Source organism: Neobacillus drentensis, assembly GCF_036965245.1.
GTDB lineage: Bacteria > Bacillota > Bacilli > Bacillales > Cytobacillaceae > Neobacillus > Neobacillus drentensis_G.
The window spans coordinates 560-21,805 of record NZ_JBALPG010000068.1 but is presented as its reverse complement, the minus strand read 5'-3'; the positions used below and the strand labels follow the sequence as shown (position 1 = coordinate 21,805).

Sequence of the window (21,246 nt, the reverse complement as noted above, 5' to 3'; positions counted from 1 at the left end):
CCTAAAGCACAGCTTATTACATGCAGCAGATAGTTGATTTAAATTGAGACTTATATTTTTGTCAGCATCGTTCTGCTGATAATTTCGTCTTGAACGTCCTTACATAGCTCAACAAAGAATGCACTGTAACCTGCTACCCGAACAATTAAATCACGATACTGCTCAGGATGTTTCTGTGCTTCGATCAATGTTTTATTATCAAGATAATTGAACTGCATCTCTCCATTGCCTAGTACAGAAGCAGTACGTAAAAGGGTAATAATACCTTCTTCCCCTTCAGGCGTATCGAGCAGGCCAGCCATAAGCTTAAAGTTATGAACCATACCAATGTTCATACTATCAACAGCCATCTTTGAAATAGACTTGATAATAGCGGTCGGGCCTTTTACATCAGCCCCTTGAGACGGGCTGATACCATCAGACAATGGTAACCAGGCCCGACGACCATTTGCAGATGCTCCTGTTAATTGTCCAAACGGAGTGTTGTTCGAAATGGACAATGTGCCATGACTTAAAACAGAATAAAGTGTCTTGTATTTACGGTGATCCCTCTCTGTAAAATTAATCACATCTGAAGCAATTAAATCAGCATAATCATCATCGTTACCATACTTAGGAGCATTCAGGCAGTCAGTTCTAATCTGTTCATAGCCACTAAAGTCAGCCTTTAATGCTTCATTAAGCTGTTCTAGGGTATACTTCTTCTCGTCAAATACTAATTTCTTGATTGCAGCCATTGAGTCTGCATAGGTAGCTAAACCAGACCAGATAACACCTGGGCCAAAGTTGTACATAGCCCCGCCTGCAGAAACATCTTTACCGCTTTCCATGCAGCCCTCGTACATGATAGACATGAGAGGCTTGGGAGCCATTTCTCTGTGAATCCGCTGAGAGATAACGGTAGCTACGCTTGACCACTTTGTAATATATTTAATTTGCTCATTAACAGCGTTTTCAAAATCCTCATAAGTTTTATATTGGCTCAAATCTCCCATGTCTGGAGTGACTTGCTTACCAAACCAAAGCGGAACACCATGGTTTAGAACCAATTCTATGCAGATAGGCCATTGGGTATAAGCAGTAGAAGTCCACTGATAAAGACGACCAGACTTTTGAGGTTCAACACAGCCCATTAAGCAATAGTCTCGTGCATCTTCGATCGAAACACCTTTTGACAGCATCATCTTTATATGTGCATCATCAAAATGACATGCAGGGAATCCCATACCAGAGCGAATAACATCCACTATTTTTTTCAAATATTTCTGCGGTGATTTGTTATGGATCCGAGTGGCCAATGACGGCTGATAAATCTTAACATGACGAACCGCATCCATAAGTAGGTAGGTGAGGTCATTGGTTGCATCGCGGCCGTCCCGTGTCACACCGCCAACACACATATTGACAAATGGCTGATACCCTGCAAAAAACTTAGAACCACCTTCACTTGTAATCCACATCATTTCCGACATTTTAATCAGCATACAACCAGCCAATTCAAATGCTTCAAAGTCAGTCATTCTGCCTGATTCTTTGTCTGCCTTATAGAATGGATACATATACTGGTCCACACGACCGATTGACATACCTGTCTGATTCTCTTCCACCACTAGCAGTGATTCAATCGTCCAAACGGATTGAATCGCTTCCCAAAAAGTACGCGGCTTATGGGCAGGCACCCAAGCATTCACCTCGGAAATCTTTTCTAATTCTGCCTTACGTTTTGGATTCTTTTCCTTTGCAGCTAATTCTGCTGCGTATTCAGATAAACGCTTGGCATAAATCATTACGCCTTCTGTTGTATCAATAATAGATTTATAGAAATAGATCTTTTCAATGTCTTCTGGATTTTGATAATCCAGTTTTTCCAAATGATCCTTTGCCTCTTGTTGAATATCCAACATGCCTTTTTTCATCAGGATGACATCATAGCCCGGATTGGAGTCACCGCCGCCATTTAAGGCATGGTACGAACAATCAGAAACAAAGGATTCGCCAGAAAGTGTCCAGAGACCAGCTTCCCGGTATTGATCTTCACAATATTCATCAACTGACTTACCTTCCCAGAATGGGAACAGGTCTTCACGCATAATCCTTTTATCTTCTTCAGAGATATAAAATGGGTCCTGAGAACGAGTTCCAATTGTATCGATTTCGTCAACCATCCATCTCCAAGCAATATCCGGGGAAAACGCTCCAGCGCGAGGGGCTCCGTTTGGTGCTCCAACAATTAGCTCATCATCCTGAATGACCAATGGTGCTGTCTCACAGCAATAACGGAAACATTTAGCCCGTAACATAATCTTAGGCATGCCGGGATTTTCCTTCGCGATCTTTGTTATCGCTCTAGCACGATGGGTTGTAATTGAAGGAACGTGCTTCATATAGTTTTCTTTTAACCTCTTTTGGCGTTCAGTCATTCCCTCTGGAACCCCGTCATGATGACTAAATTCTTTCGTAAAATCGCTTTCGTCTTCTTTTGCCATATTGGTTGTAACGCCTTCAAATAACTTAATTAACCCTGCTCGTTCCTCAGGAGACATGGTTTTGGTTGCTTCTGCTAATTTTTTTGAAAAATCACGAATATCCAAATTTCTTACCTCTCATTCAGTTTATTTTTAGATACTTATATGAGAATTGATATAACTTACATGGCTTTAGCCGAATCTATATAACTATCAATGTCCTTCGATAGCATTTTTCAAAATAGACTTCAGCAGTTCAATGTCTTCTACCTTATATGCAGTAGACTGTGCCGCTTCGTCAACCGAAAGCGCTTCCTCTGATAACACTCCATTTCTAATCTCTTCTGTCTTTCGGACACCGTATCCAACCTTGCGGATATAGATTAGATTCATTGGTGAAACATTATCGGTAGTAATCCCTACACCTGCAGATCCACTGCCAAGAGTCATTGCAGGGAATAGATTCGTTGTCGCACCCATACTTCCAAAAGTTGCTGGGGTATTAACAAGTACTCTGCCTACGGGTTTTTTTAAGGCAAACTGGCGAATTACTGCTTCATCAGTTGAATGAATGACAAGAGTATGACCGTTCCGCTCACTAATTAACAATTCAATACACTTTTCACAAGCATTCATCCAATCGTCTTCTATGTAATAGGCCAAAACAGGACAAAGCTTTTCTTTCGAATATGGATTAGAATCGGAAACGTATTTTTGCTCTGATATCAGGACCAGCACACTATCTGGCACATTAAAACCAGCTTGCTTAGCCAATTGCTGTGCCGATTTACCAACCATTTCTGTATTCGCCCTTCCGTCCGACCGGAAAAAGAGAGACCCTAGTTTTTGTGATTCCTCTTCTGTCATAAAATAAGCTCCATTATTCTGAAACTCTCTCTTTACTTCTGTGGCTATACATCGATCTACTACAACAGCTTGTTCCGCTGCAGATACAACTCCGTAATCAAATGTTTTACTTGCAATAATATCCTGTACCGCCTGTTTGATGTCAGCTGTACGTTCAATAAAAGCAGGGCCATTGCCATTTCCCCCATAAATTACAGGCTTTCCTGACATTTGTGTTGCTTTTAGCATACTAGGAACACCTGTATTCATAATCAAGGAGGTGGCGGCATGATTCATTAATTGAGATGTTCCACTAGGCGTAACCTTATGCAAGTAGGAAAGGGCTCCTTCTGGTAACCCATATCCCTCAGCAGCGCGGATCAAAATGTCTAGTGTCTTACCCATTGTATTTTTCGCTCTAGGATGTGGTGAAAAGATGATCGCATTGCCGGACTTTATTGCTATTAATGCCTTATAAATAGTAGTAGAAACTGGGCTGGTCGCAGGACATAGAGCAATAATGACACCGATTGGGACACCGATATCCATTGTCTTGCTTTGTACATCATCGGTTATAATCCCTACATAAGTCATTCCTCTTAATCTGTTAATCAGGTATCTATTAATGAACTTGTTCTTAACATATTTATCCTGCCATTTTCCATAATCCGTTTCATCACTGGACATCATGGCAAGTTCACGTGCATGCTTGTCTATCTCTTCTACCATGCGTTCAACAATCTCATCCAGTTTTTTCTGCGGAAAGGCTGCTAGCTTTTTTTGTGCTTCGCGTGCATTTTCCACAAGAATTCGAGCTTCTTGGATGGAGAGCAAATCATTATCAATAATATTCATTTCTAACTCTCCTTTTCATTCCAACCGCACATTAACCAAGCAAGTTTTCGATTGAATAACGCGCAATAATTTTTTCAATATCGGCATGCGGTCTTGCGATTACAACAGAACTGTAAACCTGAGAACCCATATCTTCTACAGCTTTTACGCCTGTGCTTACAGCTGTTCTACAAGCCCCAACATCACCGCGAACTAACACAGAAATATATCCTGAAGCTACGTTCTCAAAACCAACTAACTCGACATCTGCTGCTTTGCACATGGCATCTGCTGCCTCTAAGACATACACTATACCAAATGTTTCTATTAAGCCTAACGCTTCATAATTACTCATATTAGTTAGTCCTTTAACTTTTTTTATTTATCAATGTCATATATAGAAACAATGTCACCGACACTTTTAATTGGGCGCGGCATAACATTATGTGCTGTTAATTTACCGATTGCGGCAGCAGCTTCAGCGCCTGCTTCAACTGATGCTCTTACAGCGGCAACATCCCCCTTTACCATAATCGTAACTAAAGTGGATCCTACGTTTTCGTATGATACTAGCTCCACATTTGCTGCCTTTAACATTTTATCTGCTGCCTCTATCGCCGGGACCATACCAACTGTTTCAACAAGACCTAAAGCCTCATCTCCTCGATACCTCATCTTATCCCCCCTGCTGGAAATAACATTTATTTTTGAACTCATAGTATTTAATAAAATCCTCAGATTAGTCTTTTATGTATTTATTAATGGTATCTGCGCCTTCTTCGTGTGCATGATAGTAAATTCTTAATTCACCAGCTTGGTCTAATTCGAATCTTGTTTCTTCAAGAAGTCCGTTCGCTTCTGCTGTCATTAACGCTGAAATGACAGCTTTTTTATTAAGCGCTTTAAATTTGCCATATTCTCCTCTTAAGGACTCTATGACTTCTTCTGCACATGCCTCATCCACTTTTGTGAAGTGTTTTAGAATAGCGTAGTTAAGCGGTTTCATAAATGCCCCTCCTTTATTAGCCTACTTTCTTTTGATCCATTGGCTCTTGATTGCCTTTTTTTCTGAATAAATCCAGTGGATTCATTGCAATAACCAAGATACCAAAAACCATCAATACAGCTGCAATCCAAACGATAGGAGGTAATGCCCAACCCTTCATACCGGCGAAAACTCCAAGTACGATCCAGCAGCAGAATGGTCCCCAGAAAGAGTAGGTACCATTACAAGCCATACCTAGAGCGGCACCACACATACTGTTCCCCCTATACCAGCTCATATATGAAATAAAGGCACAAAAACCAGCTATAGCAATCCAAATCATGGCAGGACCACTTGTAAATGCCTGAATTGCAAGGTCAGTTGAAATTGAAACATCGCCTGACAACATTCCAAAAATGGGAAGGAGAATAATAAGATTTGAAAGGCCTGAGATGCTTTGACGAATCGTAATGCCGATCTCATAGTCAATCATGGATGTACCGTAACCAGCTACACAGCCTTCAAAGCCCCAGCCAAGAGCTGCAATAAAGGCAATACAAATACCTAAAAACATACCTTCTGGTGCATCACCGCTAATACTTGTGCTGCCAATCATAAAACTTGCAGTTACACAAATCGCTATCCCCAGCATCATCCGTTTGGTTAATTGCTGCTTAAATAAAATTCTTCCTAAAATTGCACCAATTGCCGGACAAAGAGCTGTAATAGGAATAACAATAGAACCAGCCATTTGGAGACCAACCACATAAGCTGTACTTGAAATAGGACCTCCTACAAGTGCTGCTAAAATCATCACACGACCTGGTTTGGTATTAAGCGTTCTAAAGAAATCTCTCATTTTACTTTTTATACCAATATTCAACAATGCCCATCCCGCGCTGCATGTATCATTGACAGCGCTTCCAAGCGCACCGAGTAAATAAGTAATAACAAAGGCGGATAAAGCAGCTGTGTTGGCACCATACCAGTCAGCCCAAACCCCCTTCGACATACCTAATGTCAGGAATGCAGAGTAGAATCCATACATTAGACCTGAAAATAAAGCGATTAAGATACCCTTTTTAAAAAATTGTGATGCTAACTTATTCTTTGCTGTAACTGCAGCAGCATTAGCTGCTCCTGTCACTTCTTTCATAGACACAACTCCCTTTCTATTAAATTTTTTAAAATATTTACAATAAATATAAACTTATAAAGGTAATTTCTTGCTGAGCTTTATCCGATCTTGATTACCTTAATAATTTATCTTTACTTGGTAAAACATTATTTTTGGCATTTCAATTTTCTAGAACAGCTTAATCATAACTGAACAAGGAATTTTATTATGGCATTACAGGATTAATTTACTGTAGAAAATCCTTCAGTTTTTTGCTGTTATTGTACAATCGTTACTTTTTTTCCATTACTGCTACCTTACTTATATTTTCAATTGGATTTATAGGATTTATTAGAAGCATTTAACTCGATATTTTCTATTCCAGGACAAAAAAAACGCCTTGATTTCTCAAAGCGTTTATCTAGTCATTAAAAAATATTAAATTAGTTATCTAGACTTTTACCATATCGGCAATTGAACAATCTGATGAAAAAGTGAGTGCCCTGACATTTTTTCGAAAGCGTTCATATCTATAGACACAGTAGTCGAGGAAATCGTCACCATTATAATGTCTAATCAGTGCCCATACCGTCCAAAGCAAATCTTGTGCTAAAATAAATGATTTTATCTTTAATACTTCTACAGTAGCCGGTATTCGGCCATAGTATTCCAAAAGAAGATATTCAATGGATTCCTCAGTCAGTTTTGATTCAAGAATATACGCAGCCACATCCCAGCTTGGATCGTTCATTCCTGAGTATTCCCAGTCTATCAGAAAAGCTCTGCCATTGTCGTTAACCAAGAAGTTTTCAGGCACTGTATCATTATGACAAGGACAAGAATTTGTATAAGTAATATTTTTATGAGCAAATTCTAGCAGCTTATTTTTTAAGTCAGCATAGTCAAAGAAAAAATCGCCGTTAAGCTCTCTCACTATCTCTTCATACTTTTGTAATTCCTTGTGCCAATCAAAGGAATTAGGAAAACGAACTGGGCTTGAGTGAATTTTTTTCATCAAACTTGATACAGCTCTCAAGTTTGCCTGACTGCATGGGTCAGCAAGTGCCACGTTTTTACTATTTTTAATGTATGCACTAATTTTAATTCCGCTAATTTCATCAAAATAAACAACCTCAGAATTCAAGCCAAGCTCTGAGGCGAGCTTATTGTTAACCTTTTCAATTTTTCGGTCGATGATCTGATTGGTCATTCCACCCGGCTGCCGAATTACATATTCAGTTCCCTTAATGTTCATAATGTAGTTGTAATTGGTGAGCCCGCCTGCAAAACGTGATTTATCGAATATAATGCTGTCATCATTAAATAAGAGACGAAGCTTTTCTTGAACTATTTCTTCCATTTTCATAACTAATCCCACCAATGCACATTAAAGTCTATTTATTAATTAAGAGAATACAAACAACGGATCGACGAAACAGTTCGAACCGTCAAAAAGCTGATTTAAACATTCAAATTATAGCAATATTATTTACCAGATTCAATGCAATGTTTCCATGTCTTTACAGCCCTTGTTAACCGTCAATATAACGATTGTTCAAGAAAAAAGATTATGTGCAATGTCTAATTTCAATAGGATAGATAATGCTATATCCTTATAGCGAATCTTCAAGATATTAATCATATAATATGCTATCATATGAGCATTATTAATCATCTTAGTAAAGATAACCAACAGTGGAAATGCAATAAATCTAAAAAAAGAGTAAGTACAATAGGAGGGAACTATCATAGAAGAAACATTTTTGCTTAAAACCAAGGTCTATTTTAACAATCAATCCCTAAAGTCTTTAAGGAAGATTAGCGGAAATAGAGCATTTATTGTGTCGGACTCTATCATGGAATCTCTGGGATATCTTCAAGAGGTGGTTGATCACCTAAATGAAGCGGGAATTAGCTCAACTGTTTTTACAGGGGTGCGCCCTGATCCGGATGTAGGTTTAATTGCAGATGGGCTGAAGCTTTACAGAAATAGTGGTGCAGATGTTCTCGTTGCAATTGGCGGAGGCTCTGCCATTGATACAGCTAAAGGCATCCTTTATTTCATGCGAAAGTTTGAAAGCATAGAAGGATTAGAAATAAAAAAACCACTCTTTATCGCAATCCCCTCTACTAGTGGAACAGGCTCAGAAGTAACCGACTTTTCTGTGATTACCTCCGAAGGTGAAAAAGTAGTCATTATTGATGAATTGATTTCACCAGATATAGCGATACTTGACTCTACCTGTATTCAACATGTTCCTCAACGTGTGGCAGCAGATACAGGGATAGATGTTTTGGTTCATGCCATTGAGGCCTATGTTTCAACAAAAGCAACCGACTTTACCGATGCTCTAGCAGAAAAAGCAATTAAACTTATATTTGAAAACCTTGAGTCGCTTTACAAGGACACAAAGAATGACCAAGCAAGGGATCGAGTCCTAAATGCTTCCTGTATAGCAGGAATGGCCTTTACAAATGCGGGTCTTGGCATCAATCATAGCCTTGCACATGCTTTAGGGGGGACATTCCACATTTCACACGGTCGCTCGAATGCGCTTTTGCTTCTTGCGGTTATCGAATATAATGCCGAGCTAAGTGGAAGTGCCAGCAGTTATGCTGCCGAGAGATACTCAAAACTGGCAAAGATTCTGGATCTTCCAGCCAGGACACGTCGTGAAGGAACCGTTAATTTCATGTTGGCTATAAAGAAACTGATAAAAGCACTAGGAGTCGAAGAGAATATAAGGGCCCTTGGTGTGGATCAAATCGAGTTTGAAAAAGCACTAGAACAAATGAGTGAAACCGCTGTGCAAGATCGGTGTACCCCAACTAACCCAAAGCAGCCTTCAAAGGAAGATTTGATACGAATTTATCAAAAGTGTTATTGATTAAGTATAATATTTTTTTTGAAAAAGTAAGTTAATTCATAACCTCCCAATTGATTTTTCAATAGGGAGGTTTATTTTTGCTCTAAATTAGCAATGGCTAAGCTCAAAAATGAGATGGAATCTTCACAATAAGCTTTAAAAATGCTACTTTTCTTTTGCTATAATATGAAAGGATGGTTCTTACTAGCCCTTACTTATTCTTAATATTAACTGCTAGCCGGGAGGTGAACTATAATGAAGACAACCGATAATTCTCTAAATAAATTAATAGCTTCTAATATATATGCCCGCTATAGCGGAATTTTATCCTTATCAGATATTTCCTTGTTTTTGGTAGATACTAATGGACAGATTTTGCTAGAGTTAATCCCCTCACCCGATTTTTGCACCCATATATGCCGAGAACGTGGAGACCAGGTATGCCCCGACTACAGTTGCCGGTTTAAATCAGGCGATGAGGGCAGCTTTGTTTGCAGATATGGTCTCGAAAACATCCTTTTGCCTATTAAGGTGCAGGATGAGACTCTAGGATATATAGCAGGTATGCAGGTATATTCACAAGATACCGAATATCAAAAATATATGATTGATATTCAGTCACTTAAAAATGAGAAAAACACAGAATTAGAGTTTATTGCTAAATCAATCTCCTCACTGAAAACTGTCGAACCTAATAAAATTAAAATACATGAACAATTATGCAGCCACATTGCTAAGAATATTTCGATTGACTTGTCGGAAAGTGTTAGTCATGCTAATTCCGATGTAGCAAGGTTGTCGATTGAAAAGGAAATGCTTGAAAAAAAGATTATCGATTTAGAAGCGAAGAACATGTCGCTGGTCATCAATCCGCATTTCTTGTTCAATACATTGAATTGCATTGCTCGCATTGCATATTTTGAGCATTCCCACACAACCGAGGAACTGATCTACTGCCTGTCTGATTTGTTACGATACAATTTAAAGCAGGAAGATAAGCTGCATACCATTGCTTCTGAAATAGATAACATTGAGAAATATCTATACATACAAAAGGCACGATTTAAAAACCGTTTGGAATATAACATTGATGTCCCAGAAAAAATTAAGTCCTATAGAATCCCTAACATGGTGATTCAACCTATTGTTGAAAATGCACTTATTCACGGCATTACTCCAAAGCGTGACGGAGGCAAAATTAGTATTTACGCAGAAGAAGCTAATAAGGTAATTATTATTTCGATTGCAGATAATGGGAATGGTTTTCCAAAGGAAGTATTAGCTAAGATACAAAATGATGAAAATAATACAGGTCTAGGGTTTCGGAGTACTAACCAACGTTTAAAAAGATATTATGGGGAATGTTACGGATTGGAAATCGTAAAATCTGACTACAGCGGAAGTACGGTTACCATTAAAATTCCCACTCAACCGATAGGAAGGTGCTAGCGATGAACGTTGTCTTGATTGTCGAAGATGAAATAATTGAACGTGAGTTCCTTACATTGCTTGTGCGAGATGAGCTTCATCCGGACGATAAGCTGTTAACTTGTGAGAGCGGAGCTCAGGCTATTCAACTTGCAAAACAGTATCGGCCCAATATCATTTTAATGGATTTGATGATTACCGAAATAGACGGGCTGACTGCCATTGAGGAAATCAGAAAATTTTTGCCTAACTCATGTATTACGATTTTGACTGCCTACTCAGAGTTTTCATATGCACAAAAAGCGATTAGTCTTAAAGTTTTCGAATATCTTTTAAAGCCCGTTAAACCTATTTTGTTCAAAGAAATATTTAACAAAATGTTGAAAACGTTATCAAACGATACAGTACTAGTTGAGGAAAAGCCGATGGAATTGAGCCTAGAAACAACGGAAGATCGACATTACTTTATCGAAGAATCCATAAAATATATTAAAGAGCATTTCAGGGAAAAATTGACTTTGGAAATGGTTGCATCAAAGGTGTTTGTGAATCCCAAATACTTTAGCCATGTTTTTAAAAAGGAGAAGGGTGTCGCTTTTACTGATTATATTAATCAACTGAGAATGGAATATGCCTGCAGATTGTTGGAAATAACCAATTATCAAGCTTACCGGATTTCATATGAATGCGGCTTCTCAGACCCTTCATATTTTAACAGAGTATTTTGTGCAAAAATGAACATGACTCCCCAAGCGTATAGAAAATATGTTCATGCCTTAAAACAGAGTGATTCAACTGGTAAAATTAATGTTGGCTGTTAATATTAAATAGCTTTCCCCACCTCCAACATTTTGTTTATTGTTACCGACACTGACTGCAAATCTCTTTTATTAGAAGGTTTGCAGTTTTCTTTTATGTAAGGTTAACATTAGGAAGATTTGAGTAGTGAAAAAAAGAGGAACCAAATAATGAGTTCCTCCCGTTACCTTATATTTTTTGCTCTGCTTCATAATCCAAGACAGTAATATTTCGTCTAAGTAATTTAGTTTGGAATAGCATATAGAAACATCCAATTCCTACCCATACAATTCCTCCGATCAGTGCATCAGCATGAAGGTTATACCACAGGATCCCTGTCGAACCAGCTCCTAAGATTGGCATAATTAGATAGGAGAAAATATCTTTTTTCGTTTTATATCTTTTTTGCCGGAAAATGAAATAGGCGATTACTGATAAATTCACAAATGTAAAAGCAGTTAACGCTCCAAAGTTGATGACAGCGGAGATTAATTCTAAGCTGGGAGAAATGGCAAGGAGAGAAACTAGTCCTACTAAGATGACATTAAAGACAGGCGTCCGGAATTTTGGATGAACATAGCCGAATAACTTTCTAGGCAGTACACCGTTTCGCCCCATAACGTACAAGAGTCTTGAAACGCTGGCATGTGAGGCAAGGCCTGAAGCGGCAGTAGCAGCAAACCCCCCGGCTACAAATAGCAGTTTGAATAATGTACCGCCTATATAGTAGCCGATTTCAGGTAATGGGTCGTCAACAACAGTGAATTTCGAATTATCCGGAAATAAAGCTTGTGAGAAATAAGCACCAATGAAAAAGATAGCCCCGCCAAGAAGGACTGTCAACATAATTGCTCTAGGTAAAGTTTTTTCGTTACTGGCTTCTTCGGCATACATGGTAACTGCATCAAACCCAATAAAGGAAAAGCAGACCACTGTTGCCCCTGTTAAAATATGACCAAGCTGGAAATTGGAATGGAATAGTGGTTCCATGGTAAAAACCGTTCCCTGTCCCATACCTTGCGTGAGCTTAATAATGGCAAGGACAACAAAGGCCCCAATTAAGACCGTTCCGAATATAACGAGTATCGCATTCAAATTGGATGTATTCCGCATACTCCAAACATTAAAGGCTGTGACGATGGCCACATACACCACTACCCATACCCAAGCAGGGACTTCAGGGAATAGGGCAACCATATAAATACGGATAATCAGTGCATTCACCATCGGCAGCAATAAATAATCCAGTAAAGCTGTCCAGCCGACTAGAAATCCGAGATGTGGGTTCATGGTCTCTCTAGTATAGGTATAAGCCGACCCTGCGCTAGGGAATACCTTGACCATCTTCCCGTAACTTATTGCTGTTAACGCCATAACAATCAAAGCAGTAATGTACGCAAGTGGAACTAAACCATTCGTTTCTTTAGACACAATTCCAAAGGTATCAAAGACAACAGTAGGGGTCATATAACCTAATCCTAGTCCAACGATTGCCCACATTCCAAGTGACCGTTTAAGAGTAACATTCTCCAACCTTACCATCTCTCCTTTAATTGTCGATGAAAGCGATTTCATTTTTTTGTTAACAACCTTACTTGAAAAACGGAAGTCTTTAATTAATTTCTATTTACCCATTCCATAAAAGTCGCAAAATACATGGATTCATGGTCCGTAGAAATATAATTAGGTAAGATATATTTATATAGAAATCCATTTTTTAATTGAAATGTTAATACAGGATCAAATATTTTATTCTGCATTACTTTTCCCACATAATCATCGGATGTCATTTTGTCAGCATATTTATGATAGTTTGGAATTCTTCCGCCAAACATAATAGAATGTAAGCCGAGATTTTCACATAATTTTCTTCGAGCATTATAAAAACTCTTACCAATTTTCAATCCTCGAAATTTTGGATGTACAATTACATCTATTCCGTATAGGTTTTTTCCATTAGGGTTGTGGTTCCTGATATTACCATTGTCTGATATCTCAGCCAACGTATGATACTTAGGATATTCTTCAATATTCACGATTACACTTGAGCATGAACCGATGATTTCACCATTAAATTCAACACAAAATTGTCCTTTCGGAAAATGTTCAATTTGACTTAAAAAATTTTCTTTTGTAAAAGCTATTTCAGGAGGATCAAAACATTTTCGTGCAAGTTCAGCTATTCGTTCTGCGTCCTCCGGGCGACTATTACGTATGATTAAATCTGTCTTGTTTACTATCTGCTCCTCCTTAAACTCTAAATTTCTATTTTCATTACTCATAACATATCCTCCTCACTCACTTTGTAGAAGAACTATTCAATAAGGATCGAAACAAACTTCTTTTCAAGATACTCTTGAATACCTTGTTTTCCTCCTTCTTTTCCAATTCCGCTTTCCTTGAGACCTCCAAAAGGAGATTGAGTAACAATTGGGGCCGGGTCATTTATGCCAACAATTCCATAGTCTAGTTCACGCATCATTCGTAACCCTCTCCCTAAATCACTTGTATAGCAATACGCTGCAAGCCCATAGTTTGTATTATTTGCTTTTTCAATCACTTCTCCTTCACTTTTGAAAGTAAAAATGGGTACTACTGGGCCAAAGGTTTCTTCCTTTGCAATTTTCATCCTGTCATTCGCATGATTAATGACTGTTGGTTTATAAAAACAACCATTTAGATTTGAAAATTTCATCCTTTCCCCGCCACAAAGAATTTCTCCATTATGTTCAATAGCATCTATCACATGACTTTCGACCTTTTTTAAAGCCTGTTCATTTATAAGAGGGCCTACTTGAGTGCTTTCATTTAGGCCATTCCCGACGATTAATTGTAAAGCTTTCGCTGCAACCTTTTCCCCAAATTCCTCTGCTATTTCCTCTGCCACATAAATACGATTTGTACAAATACATGTTTGGCCATTATTCACAAATTTTGTACTGATTGCTCCTTCAACAGCAGCATCCATATTTGCATCTTCAAACACGATAAACGGCGCATGGCCTCCGAGTTCCATTGAAATTTTTTTTACTGTGTCCGCTGAATCTCGTATCAGTTTTTTCCCAACCTTTGTTGACCCGGTAAAGGTAATTTTACGAACGAGCGGATTACTCGTTAATTCAGCACCAATTTCTTCTGCAGGACCGATAACTAAATTGACAACTCCCTTAGGCAAGCCAGCTTTATGAAAGCATTCGAATACTTTTATCGCCGTTAATGGAGTGGACGGGGCAGGCTTTAGAACCACCGTACAGCCCGCCGCTAATGCCGGTGCTATCTTTCTAGTTACCATTGATAATGGATAATTCCACGGTGTAATCGCTCCTACTACCCCAATTGGTTGTTGAACCAGCATTAAATGTTTATCAATTTGTGGAGCAGGAATGGTTTCTCCATAAATCCTCTTTGCTTCTTCAGCAAACCACTCCACATAATTGGAACCACTGATAATCTCGCGCCTTGCTTCTGTAATGGGTTTTCCCATCTCCTTCGTGATGGTTTGTGCGATTTCTTCCCCATTTTCTCTGATTAAATCAGCAACTTTCTTTAATAATTGTCCCCTCTCCTGACCAGTTGTTTGCTTCCAAGTTTGAAATGCAACGTGCGCTTTTTCAATCGCTTCTCTAGTTTCTTCTTTACCACAATAAGCTACATCAGAAATTTTTTCACCAGTAGCAGGATTATAAATTTCGAGCGTATTCCCAGAAAGGGAATGTCTCCATTCCCCATTTATATACAACATCACATTACCTCCCGCTATTAAACTTCTTCATAATACGACTCAGATGGCTTTCCAATGCAAAGCAGCATTTTCTTTTTCGATAGATTCATAATGATGGAGAATACGGTTTCCATACGCCTATGCTCTGGCACAAACTCATTTTCAAAGTGATTGATCGAATTTGGTGCATTAAATTGGTCGGAAAACCACTCTTTAAATGCCTCCATATTAAGAGGTTCCTTGTTCATTATTTTCCTGCTGATTAGTTGCTCTGCACGTTTTTTTCGCAGCATAGAATCTTCGAATATAAACTCATTCATGTCGGTTAAACCCTTCTTTTTTAAAGAATGAGAGAGAAGATGATTCGTGTGAACCAATCTCCCGTCATTTTCTCCAACCAAATCTATTCCAACTGGGGAAACCTCGACATTAACGGCTGTTCCATTTCCTTTTTGGTCATCGTATCCAATTAAATAGCTGGCTGCAGCTGCAATATTTCCCCCCTTTATTTTAGAAATAGCTTCAGATAAAGAATAGGAATCCAACACTGCCCTCAGCCCAATGTGAATGGGTATAGTGTCACTACTTTTGTTTGTTAATAAGGCATTAAAACAAACACCCACCCCATTTGAATTAAAGCCAATTTTTCCAATCATCCCTCCTTCGGTCACCATTTTTACAATGGGCTTTGATGATTTATGAATCTCCAATAATAATAGACTGTTTTTTTGCTGTGCTTTCCAATCCCAGTTTTGCCCGATAATGGTATCTTCAATAAGTGGTGATGTAATGGCGATTGCTGTACAGCCATCCGAAAAATTGCTGTCCTGATAATCGGCCAATGCAATCTCACTCCTGGCATTAAGGGCTAAGATATCTTCAAAATCAACCCCTGCACCTTCGGCCACTCCTTCCATTTCCTCTATTAACTGGTGATCGAGTTTCTCTATAGCATTTACATGTCGTAATGCAACCTCTCTAGCTTGTTTCCATGTTAACTTTTTGTATCCATAAAAAAGTTTTTCATATGTTTCTAAGCTTTGCATTACTTGTTCACTCGCCTGCGATCCATGCTGCCTTCCAATTTCTTTAGCGGAACCTTGAAGAATCAACTTTTTTATCATCGCTAACCACACTTTCTAAGCATTTGATAGCTTGGCACGGTTTGAGGTTACTTATTTTTTTCTTTACCCATCACTTTGAGGAATTTCCCCATCTATTTTGGCAATTTATCTGTCTAATTTTCCGTTTCCCACTCAACTTTGGATTGTATTTTTCAGCCGAAACTTAGCACCATTTTTTTGTAAAAGTCGTGAGTGAAACGTCTAGTATATTAATAATCTCTTCCACTTCTTCTTTTTGAATAACAAGCGGAGGTGCAACAGCAATGATATTCTTCCCTTCTGCGACCCGGATTGGCCGAATAAGAAGCTTGCGTTTAAAGCACTCCTCTCCCACCTTCGATGCTGCCTGGACCGATATATCAAACGGCTTATCTGAATCTGGATCTTCATACAATTCAAAAGCAGATAGAAGGCCAATAGCTCGATCTTTGGTCACAATCTTGTGATTTTTCTTTAAAAATTCGAATCCTTTTTTCAATTCTAGTTCCATATTTTTGGTATGCTCTACAAGATTTTCTTTTTCGATAATTTCAATCGTTTTTAAGGCTACTGCACACGATGTCGCATGCCCGCTATATGTGAAACCATGGCTTAATAGTCCTTCATATTGAGTAATCGTTTGATGAATTTCCTCGCGAAGAAGAACACCGCCTAATTGGGAATAGCCGCTTGATACCCCTTTAGCAAAGCACAATAAATCCGGAACAATGTCCCAATTATCAACGCCAAACATCTTACCTGTCCGGCCAAACCCGCAAATAACTTCATCCGCAAGGAAAAGGATCCCAAATTCATCACAAAGATCTCGAACTGCTTGAATATACCCATTAGGCGGAATATGTACTCCACCTGACCCCTGCACAGGTTCTAGAATGATTGCAGCAACGGTATCGGCCCCTTCACGTTCAACAATATCCCTGATACATCCGTTATAATTCGGGTCATTCTTGTCTCCCATTTCACAGTTTGTCAGGTGTGGCTTCGCATGAAAAACCTCTGATATCGCCGAATTAGCAAATGTATGGAAATTTGGAATTGCTGTTGCTGTTTGGGCAGCAATTGTTACGCCGTGATATCCATTCTCTAAGGCTATTATTTTCCGCTTCTCGGGCTTACCCTTTATTTGCCAGTAAAACCTCGATAATTTTATGGCTGTATCATTCGATTCTGATCCGCCCGAGGTATAAAAGACAGAATGTAAATCTCCTGGTGCAATGGAAACTAACTTCTCTGCTAGACGAATAGCAGGTTCATTGGAATAGCTGATAAAATTTGAGTTGAACGCCAATTTTGCCATTTGATTTTTTGCTGCTTCGGCCAATTCTTGTTGGCCATGTCCTAAATTCACATTCCATAGCATTGATACCCCGTCAATATATGTATCACCATATACATCTTTAACGTAGATTCCTTTTCCTTCTGAAAAAATAATTTTTGGACCTTGTTCTGCATGAGCCTTCGGCATGGTTGTAGGATGCAAAAAATGTTTTCGATCTAATTCCACTAAATGATCAATCTCAATTTGGTTTGACACAGTTTTAACTTCCATGCGTATTACCACCTTTTAATATTTTTTAAATGCCTCTAATATCCATGGATTCATGATTGTCAACATTAATGAGGAATGAGGATCACCGTTCTTCTGATCTCTTTCACTTACTATTAATGCAATTACCATGCCAAATTGAAAAATGCGCTATAATACTGTTTGTATCAAAAACTCCTGCTTGTCATTTCTCAAAAATGAGAAAATAATGTCTTTTTCAGTACTGTTACTTCCCAATAGTGTTATTAGAAGTTTGCTTGTATAAAGTTCTCAATTTTCAGAAATTTTTCTCAAAATTGAGAAACCTATTTTCTTCTATTTTTCTATAAAGCGTTGCCAAACTAATATTTAATTCAGCAGCAATTCGTTTTTTATCTTCAACTGTACTGCCATACCGAGTTAACATCTCTCTTATAATTTCGCCTTCATGATAAAGAAGTCGTTCTTTTAATGTTGATGACCCCATATTTTTCCTTTCAGTTTGAATCATGCGTCTAGGAATGTTTTCTGGATGAATTTCTTTCTCATTCGCCATATTAACTGCATATTCAACTGCATTTTCCAGTTCACGCACATTACCTGGCCAATGATAATTTTTAAAAATGTCTACAACCTCAGGTGAAAAAGAATGGATCATTTTACCCAGCTTTTGCATATGTTCTTTCAAGAAGTGTTCCATTAAGATTGGAATGTCTGATTTTCGTTCTCTGAGAGGAGGAATTTGAAGCGGAATAACATTTAAGCGAAAAAACAAATCAGAGCGAAAGGTTCGTTCAGCTACCATTTCCTCTAGATTTTTGTTCGTCGCAGCAATCACTCTGATATTGACAGGAATAGGACTTACACTTCCGACTCGTTCGATTTCTTTATTTTGAATCACATGTAATAACTTCACTTGAAGATGTAATGGCATATCTCCAATCTCATCCAGCAAGATGGTACCGTTATCTGCCATTTCAAATTTACCTATTTTCCCATTCCGATTTGCACCGGTAAACGCCCCTTTCGTATAACCGAACAACTCACTTTCTAGCAACGATTCAGGAATTGCCCCACAATTGACAGAAATAAATGGACCAGACTTACGATTGCTTGAAAAGTGAATGGCTCGAGCGAATAATCCTTTTCCCGTACCGCTTTCACCAGTTATTAAAATATTCGAATCACTATTTGCAACATGTCGTGCCTGTTCCTTTACTATTTTTAAGCGATCACTTTCCCCCTTTATTTCTGATAGGAAGAAAAAATCATGATGGTTTGTTAGTGAGTAAACCAACCTCCTTGCATCGGAAATACCTCGAAAGGAGGAGACGACGCCACTGACCTTATCCATTAATTTAATTGGTTTGGCTGTTACGATAAAATGCATTTGGTCGTTATTTAAAGGGTACATCTCTTCTTTTTCGACATATCCTGTCCCTGTCTTCAATACATTCAACATGGGTGTCCCTGGTAAAATGTTTTCTAGAGGTTGTCCAATTAGATTGTCTTTTGAACTCTTTAATAGTAATTCAGCTGTGTGATTACAGTGTGTTAGTATTCCACGCTCATCGATTGCGATAATTCCTTCATGAATCGATTCAATGATGGTTTGTAATTTCTCCGTCATAACTTTCCATTGTTTCATCATCGCCATTTCTGAAATCTTTGAAGCTAGCAATTCAGCCATACGATATAGAAATTTCAACATTTGATCCTGTTGTTCAATTAAATTCAAATGCTGCTCTTGATTAAGTGCAATTAATCCGATTACCCCGATTGCTCTCCCTTCGAATCGAATCGGACAACAAATCTCTGCAATCTCTTCTGTTTCACCCTGTAAAACAGAAGGGTCATAGGTGAGATCCATTCGTGCGTTTTCTATAACATATTCCCGATTGTTGGTCAGGACTCTCCCGTATAAAAATCCTGCTTCTTTCTCGCCCCCCTCTTCTTTTGTATTAATTCTGCTTTTCAATTTCCCTGTTCCAGCAACAACCGTCATTGTCTCATCAACGATTTCCGTCTCAATTTTTAATGCCGCAGAAATTGCCTCTGCTACTTGCTGAGCAATGACCTGTATTTCTGATAACTGAGTCACTATATCTCTCCTTACTAAAAAAATTAGATGATGCACCATGGTTATTTCTATACAATTCTCATTATAGAACATTATGTCAGTCGAATTTTGTCTGATAGCGTACTAATTCACCATGTCAGAAAAGGCTCGGAGTTTCTCCAAGCCTTTTCTTTTCTCTATACAACACTAGCATTATTTGCTTCTACACTTTTAACATATTCTCTATTTTCTTTAACTCTGTTTCGATATAAGATCTACTATGATCAAGCCCAATAATGGCCAAAACTTTTCCGTTATGATCCATTAAGGGAGCAAAACTCGTTTTCCATTCTCCGTAAATATCTTTATATAAAGGGGTTACTCCTGCTTTTCCATTCATTGCCTCAAATGCTACTTCCATCATTTCAGGAGGACCTTCATATAAATTTCCAGCTGGAATCACAAAATCTTCATCGGCAACAATAGTCAGCATTTTATTATTATCTAAAGCTTTAAAAATGTAGACCCACTCAATGATTCCTTCTTGTTCTCGTATTTTCGTTAATTTTTTCTGAACCTTGTTAAAAGTTGGGTTGGATAGTGAAACACGATAATTTACTAATTCAGAGATTTCTTCTGGATGAATGACAGCGGATGTAACAATAGCCATTGATCGTAATTGTTTATTTAGATGTTGCTCCAGTATGTTTCTTTTATTTGAAGGAGAGAGAGTTTCGTGTTGAATTTTCTCACGAATTTTTTTATATTTTCTACTCATTGTAGGTTGACTAATATCAAGTACTTTTGCTGCAAGTTTAACCGATTTATATTTATCTATAGCCATTTTAATTAATTGTTCTTCAATCATATCAACTGCTTCTTGTAGCGGCATAATGTGATCAATAATAGGAGGTTCCTTGATAACATCCTTTTTCCACGGAATGTATTTGTAAACTAAGCTTGAGTCTACGTTCAATTCTCTACTGGTCACAACTATTCTTTCAATCGTATTCTCTAACTGCCGAACATTTCCCGGCCAATCGTAAATACACAATAAATCAATAGCATCTGGTAAAATATTGATGTCTCTATTATATAAAGTATTATACTTTGCTATGAAGTGATAGATTAAGTACGGGATCTCTTCTACTCTTTCCCGTAACGAAGGGATTTCAATTGGTACTACATTTAAACGATAATATAAGTCTTCTCTGAATCGTCCATCTATGACCATTTTTTCTAATGATTGATTCGTTGCAGCTATAATTTGGACATCAATATGAATCCGTTTTGAACTACCTAAAGGGGTGACTTCTTTTTCCTGTAAAATTCGAAGTAACTTTACCTGCAAGTTCAGTGGCAATTCTGCAATTTCATCGAGGAAAATAATCCCCTCATTTGCTAGTTCAAATTTTCCGGGAGCACCATTTTTGTTTGCACCACTAAATGCTCCACCGACATAACCAAATAATTCACT

General features: G+C 38.2%; 17 protein-coding genes. 3 read left to right on the top strand and 14 right to left on the bottom strand.

Annotated features, from left to right (window positions below; translation table 11 throughout):
- Positions 1–50 precede the first annotated feature (50 nt).
- From cutC to V7150_RS15270, 7 genes are all read right to left on the bottom strand, one after another.
- A complete protein-coding gene (gene cutC / locus V7150_RS15300) occupies positions 51–2,591 on the bottom strand; it encodes a choline trimethylamine-lyase (protein ID WP_335519891.1) in 2,541 nt (846 codons plus the stop codon).
- 87 nt (positions 2,592–2,678) lie between these two features.
- Positions 2,679–4,166: an aldehyde dehydrogenase family protein gene (locus V7150_RS15295; protein WP_335519888.1), complete on the bottom strand. Its 1,488-nt coding sequence runs from the start codon at positions 4,164–4,166 to the stop codon at positions 2,679–2,681.
- Positions 4,167–4,197: 31 nt separating this feature from the next.
- Positions 4,198–4,500 carry a BMC domain-containing protein gene (locus V7150_RS15290; protein WP_335519885.1) on the bottom strand — a complete coding sequence of 101 codons (303 nt, stop codon included), beginning with the start codon at positions 4,498–4,500 and terminating at the stop codon, positions 4,198–4,200.
- Between the two features lie 23 nt (positions 4,501–4,523).
- Complete coding sequence (locus V7150_RS15285; RefSeq protein ID WP_335519882.1) at positions 4,524–4,820, bottom strand: BMC domain-containing protein; 297 nt, start codon at positions 4,818–4,820, stop codon at positions 4,524–4,526.
- A gap of 64 nt (positions 4,821–4,884) precedes the next feature.
- Positions 4,885–5,151 (bottom strand): hypothetical protein, encoded by a 267-nt coding sequence (locus V7150_RS15280; protein ID WP_335519879.1) that lies wholly within the window; start codon positions 5,149–5,151, stop codon positions 4,885–4,887.
- A 16-nt stretch (positions 5,152–5,167) separates the two neighbouring features.
- Positions 5,168–6,286 (bottom strand): EamA family transporter, encoded by a 1,119-nt coding sequence (locus V7150_RS15275; RefSeq protein ID WP_335519877.1) that lies wholly within the window; start codon positions 6,284–6,286, stop codon positions 5,168–5,170.
- Positions 6,287–6,698: 412 nt separating this feature from the next.
- A complete protein-coding gene (locus tag V7150_RS15270; RefSeq protein WP_335519874.1) occupies positions 6,699–7,613 on the bottom strand; it encodes a choline kinase family protein in 915 nt (304 codons plus the stop codon).
- Between the two features lie 397 nt (positions 7,614–8,010).
- Between V7150_RS15270 and V7150_RS15265 the strand changes: the two genes are divergently transcribed.
- The 3 genes from V7150_RS15265 to V7150_RS15255 all read left to right on the top strand — a co-directional run bounded on the left by V7150_RS15265 (position 8,011) and on the right by V7150_RS15255 (position 11,363).
- Positions 8,011–9,135, top strand: a complete 1,125-nt coding sequence (locus tag V7150_RS15265) for a 1-propanol dehydrogenase PduQ (protein WP_335519870.1) — start codon at positions 8,011–8,013, stop codon at positions 9,133–9,135.
- Between the two features lie 234 nt (positions 9,136–9,369).
- Complete coding sequence (locus V7150_RS15260) at positions 9,370–10,563, top strand: sensor histidine kinase (RefSeq protein ID WP_335519867.1); 1,194 nt, start codon at positions 9,370–9,372, stop codon at positions 10,561–10,563.
- Between the two features lie 2 nt (positions 10,564–10,565).
- Positions 10,566–11,363: a response regulator transcription factor gene (locus V7150_RS15255; protein WP_335519864.1), complete on the top strand. Its 798-nt coding sequence runs from the start codon at positions 10,566–10,568 to the stop codon at positions 11,361–11,363.
- Positions 11,364–11,529: 166 nt separating this feature from the next.
- On the opposite strand, the gene V7150_RS15250 is transcribed toward V7150_RS15255, so the two are convergent.
- From V7150_RS15250 to V7150_RS15220, 7 genes are all read right to left on the bottom strand, one after another.
- Complete coding sequence (locus V7150_RS15250; RefSeq protein WP_420490299.1) at positions 11,530–12,840, bottom strand: APC family permease; 1,311 nt, start codon at positions 12,838–12,840, stop codon at positions 11,530–11,532.
- A gap of 116 nt (positions 12,841–12,956) precedes the next feature.
- On the bottom strand, positions 12,957–13,622 hold the full coding sequence (locus tag V7150_RS15245) for a GNAT family N-acetyltransferase (protein WP_335519857.1): 666 nt from the start codon (positions 13,620–13,622) through the stop codon (positions 12,957–12,959).
- Positions 13,623–13,654: 32 nt separating this feature from the next.
- Complete coding sequence (locus V7150_RS15240) at positions 13,655–15,082, bottom strand: NAD-dependent succinate-semialdehyde dehydrogenase (RefSeq protein ID WP_335519854.1); 1,428 nt, start codon at positions 15,080–15,082, stop codon at positions 13,655–13,657.
- Positions 15,083–15,099: 17 nt separating this feature from the next.
- Positions 15,100–16,185 carry a C45 family peptidase gene (locus tag V7150_RS15235; RefSeq protein ID WP_335519850.1) on the bottom strand — a complete coding sequence of 362 codons (1,086 nt, stop codon included), beginning with the start codon at positions 16,183–16,185 and terminating at the stop codon, positions 15,100–15,102.
- A gap of 163 nt (positions 16,186–16,348) precedes the next feature.
- On the bottom strand, positions 16,349–17,734 hold the full coding sequence (locus V7150_RS15230) for an aminotransferase family protein (protein WP_335519847.1): 1,386 nt from the start codon (positions 17,732–17,734) through the stop codon (positions 16,349–16,351).
- A 274-nt stretch (positions 17,735–18,008) separates the two neighbouring features.
- A complete protein-coding gene (locus tag V7150_RS15225) occupies positions 18,009–19,811 on the bottom strand; it encodes a sigma 54-interacting transcriptional regulator (protein ID WP_335519844.1) in 1,803 nt (600 codons plus the stop codon).
- A gap of 181 nt (positions 19,812–19,992) precedes the next feature.
- Positions 19,993–21,246, bottom strand: a 1,254-nt coding sequence (locus V7150_RS15220) for a sigma 54-interacting transcriptional regulator (protein WP_335519840.1), incomplete at its 5' end; no start/stop codon positions are given.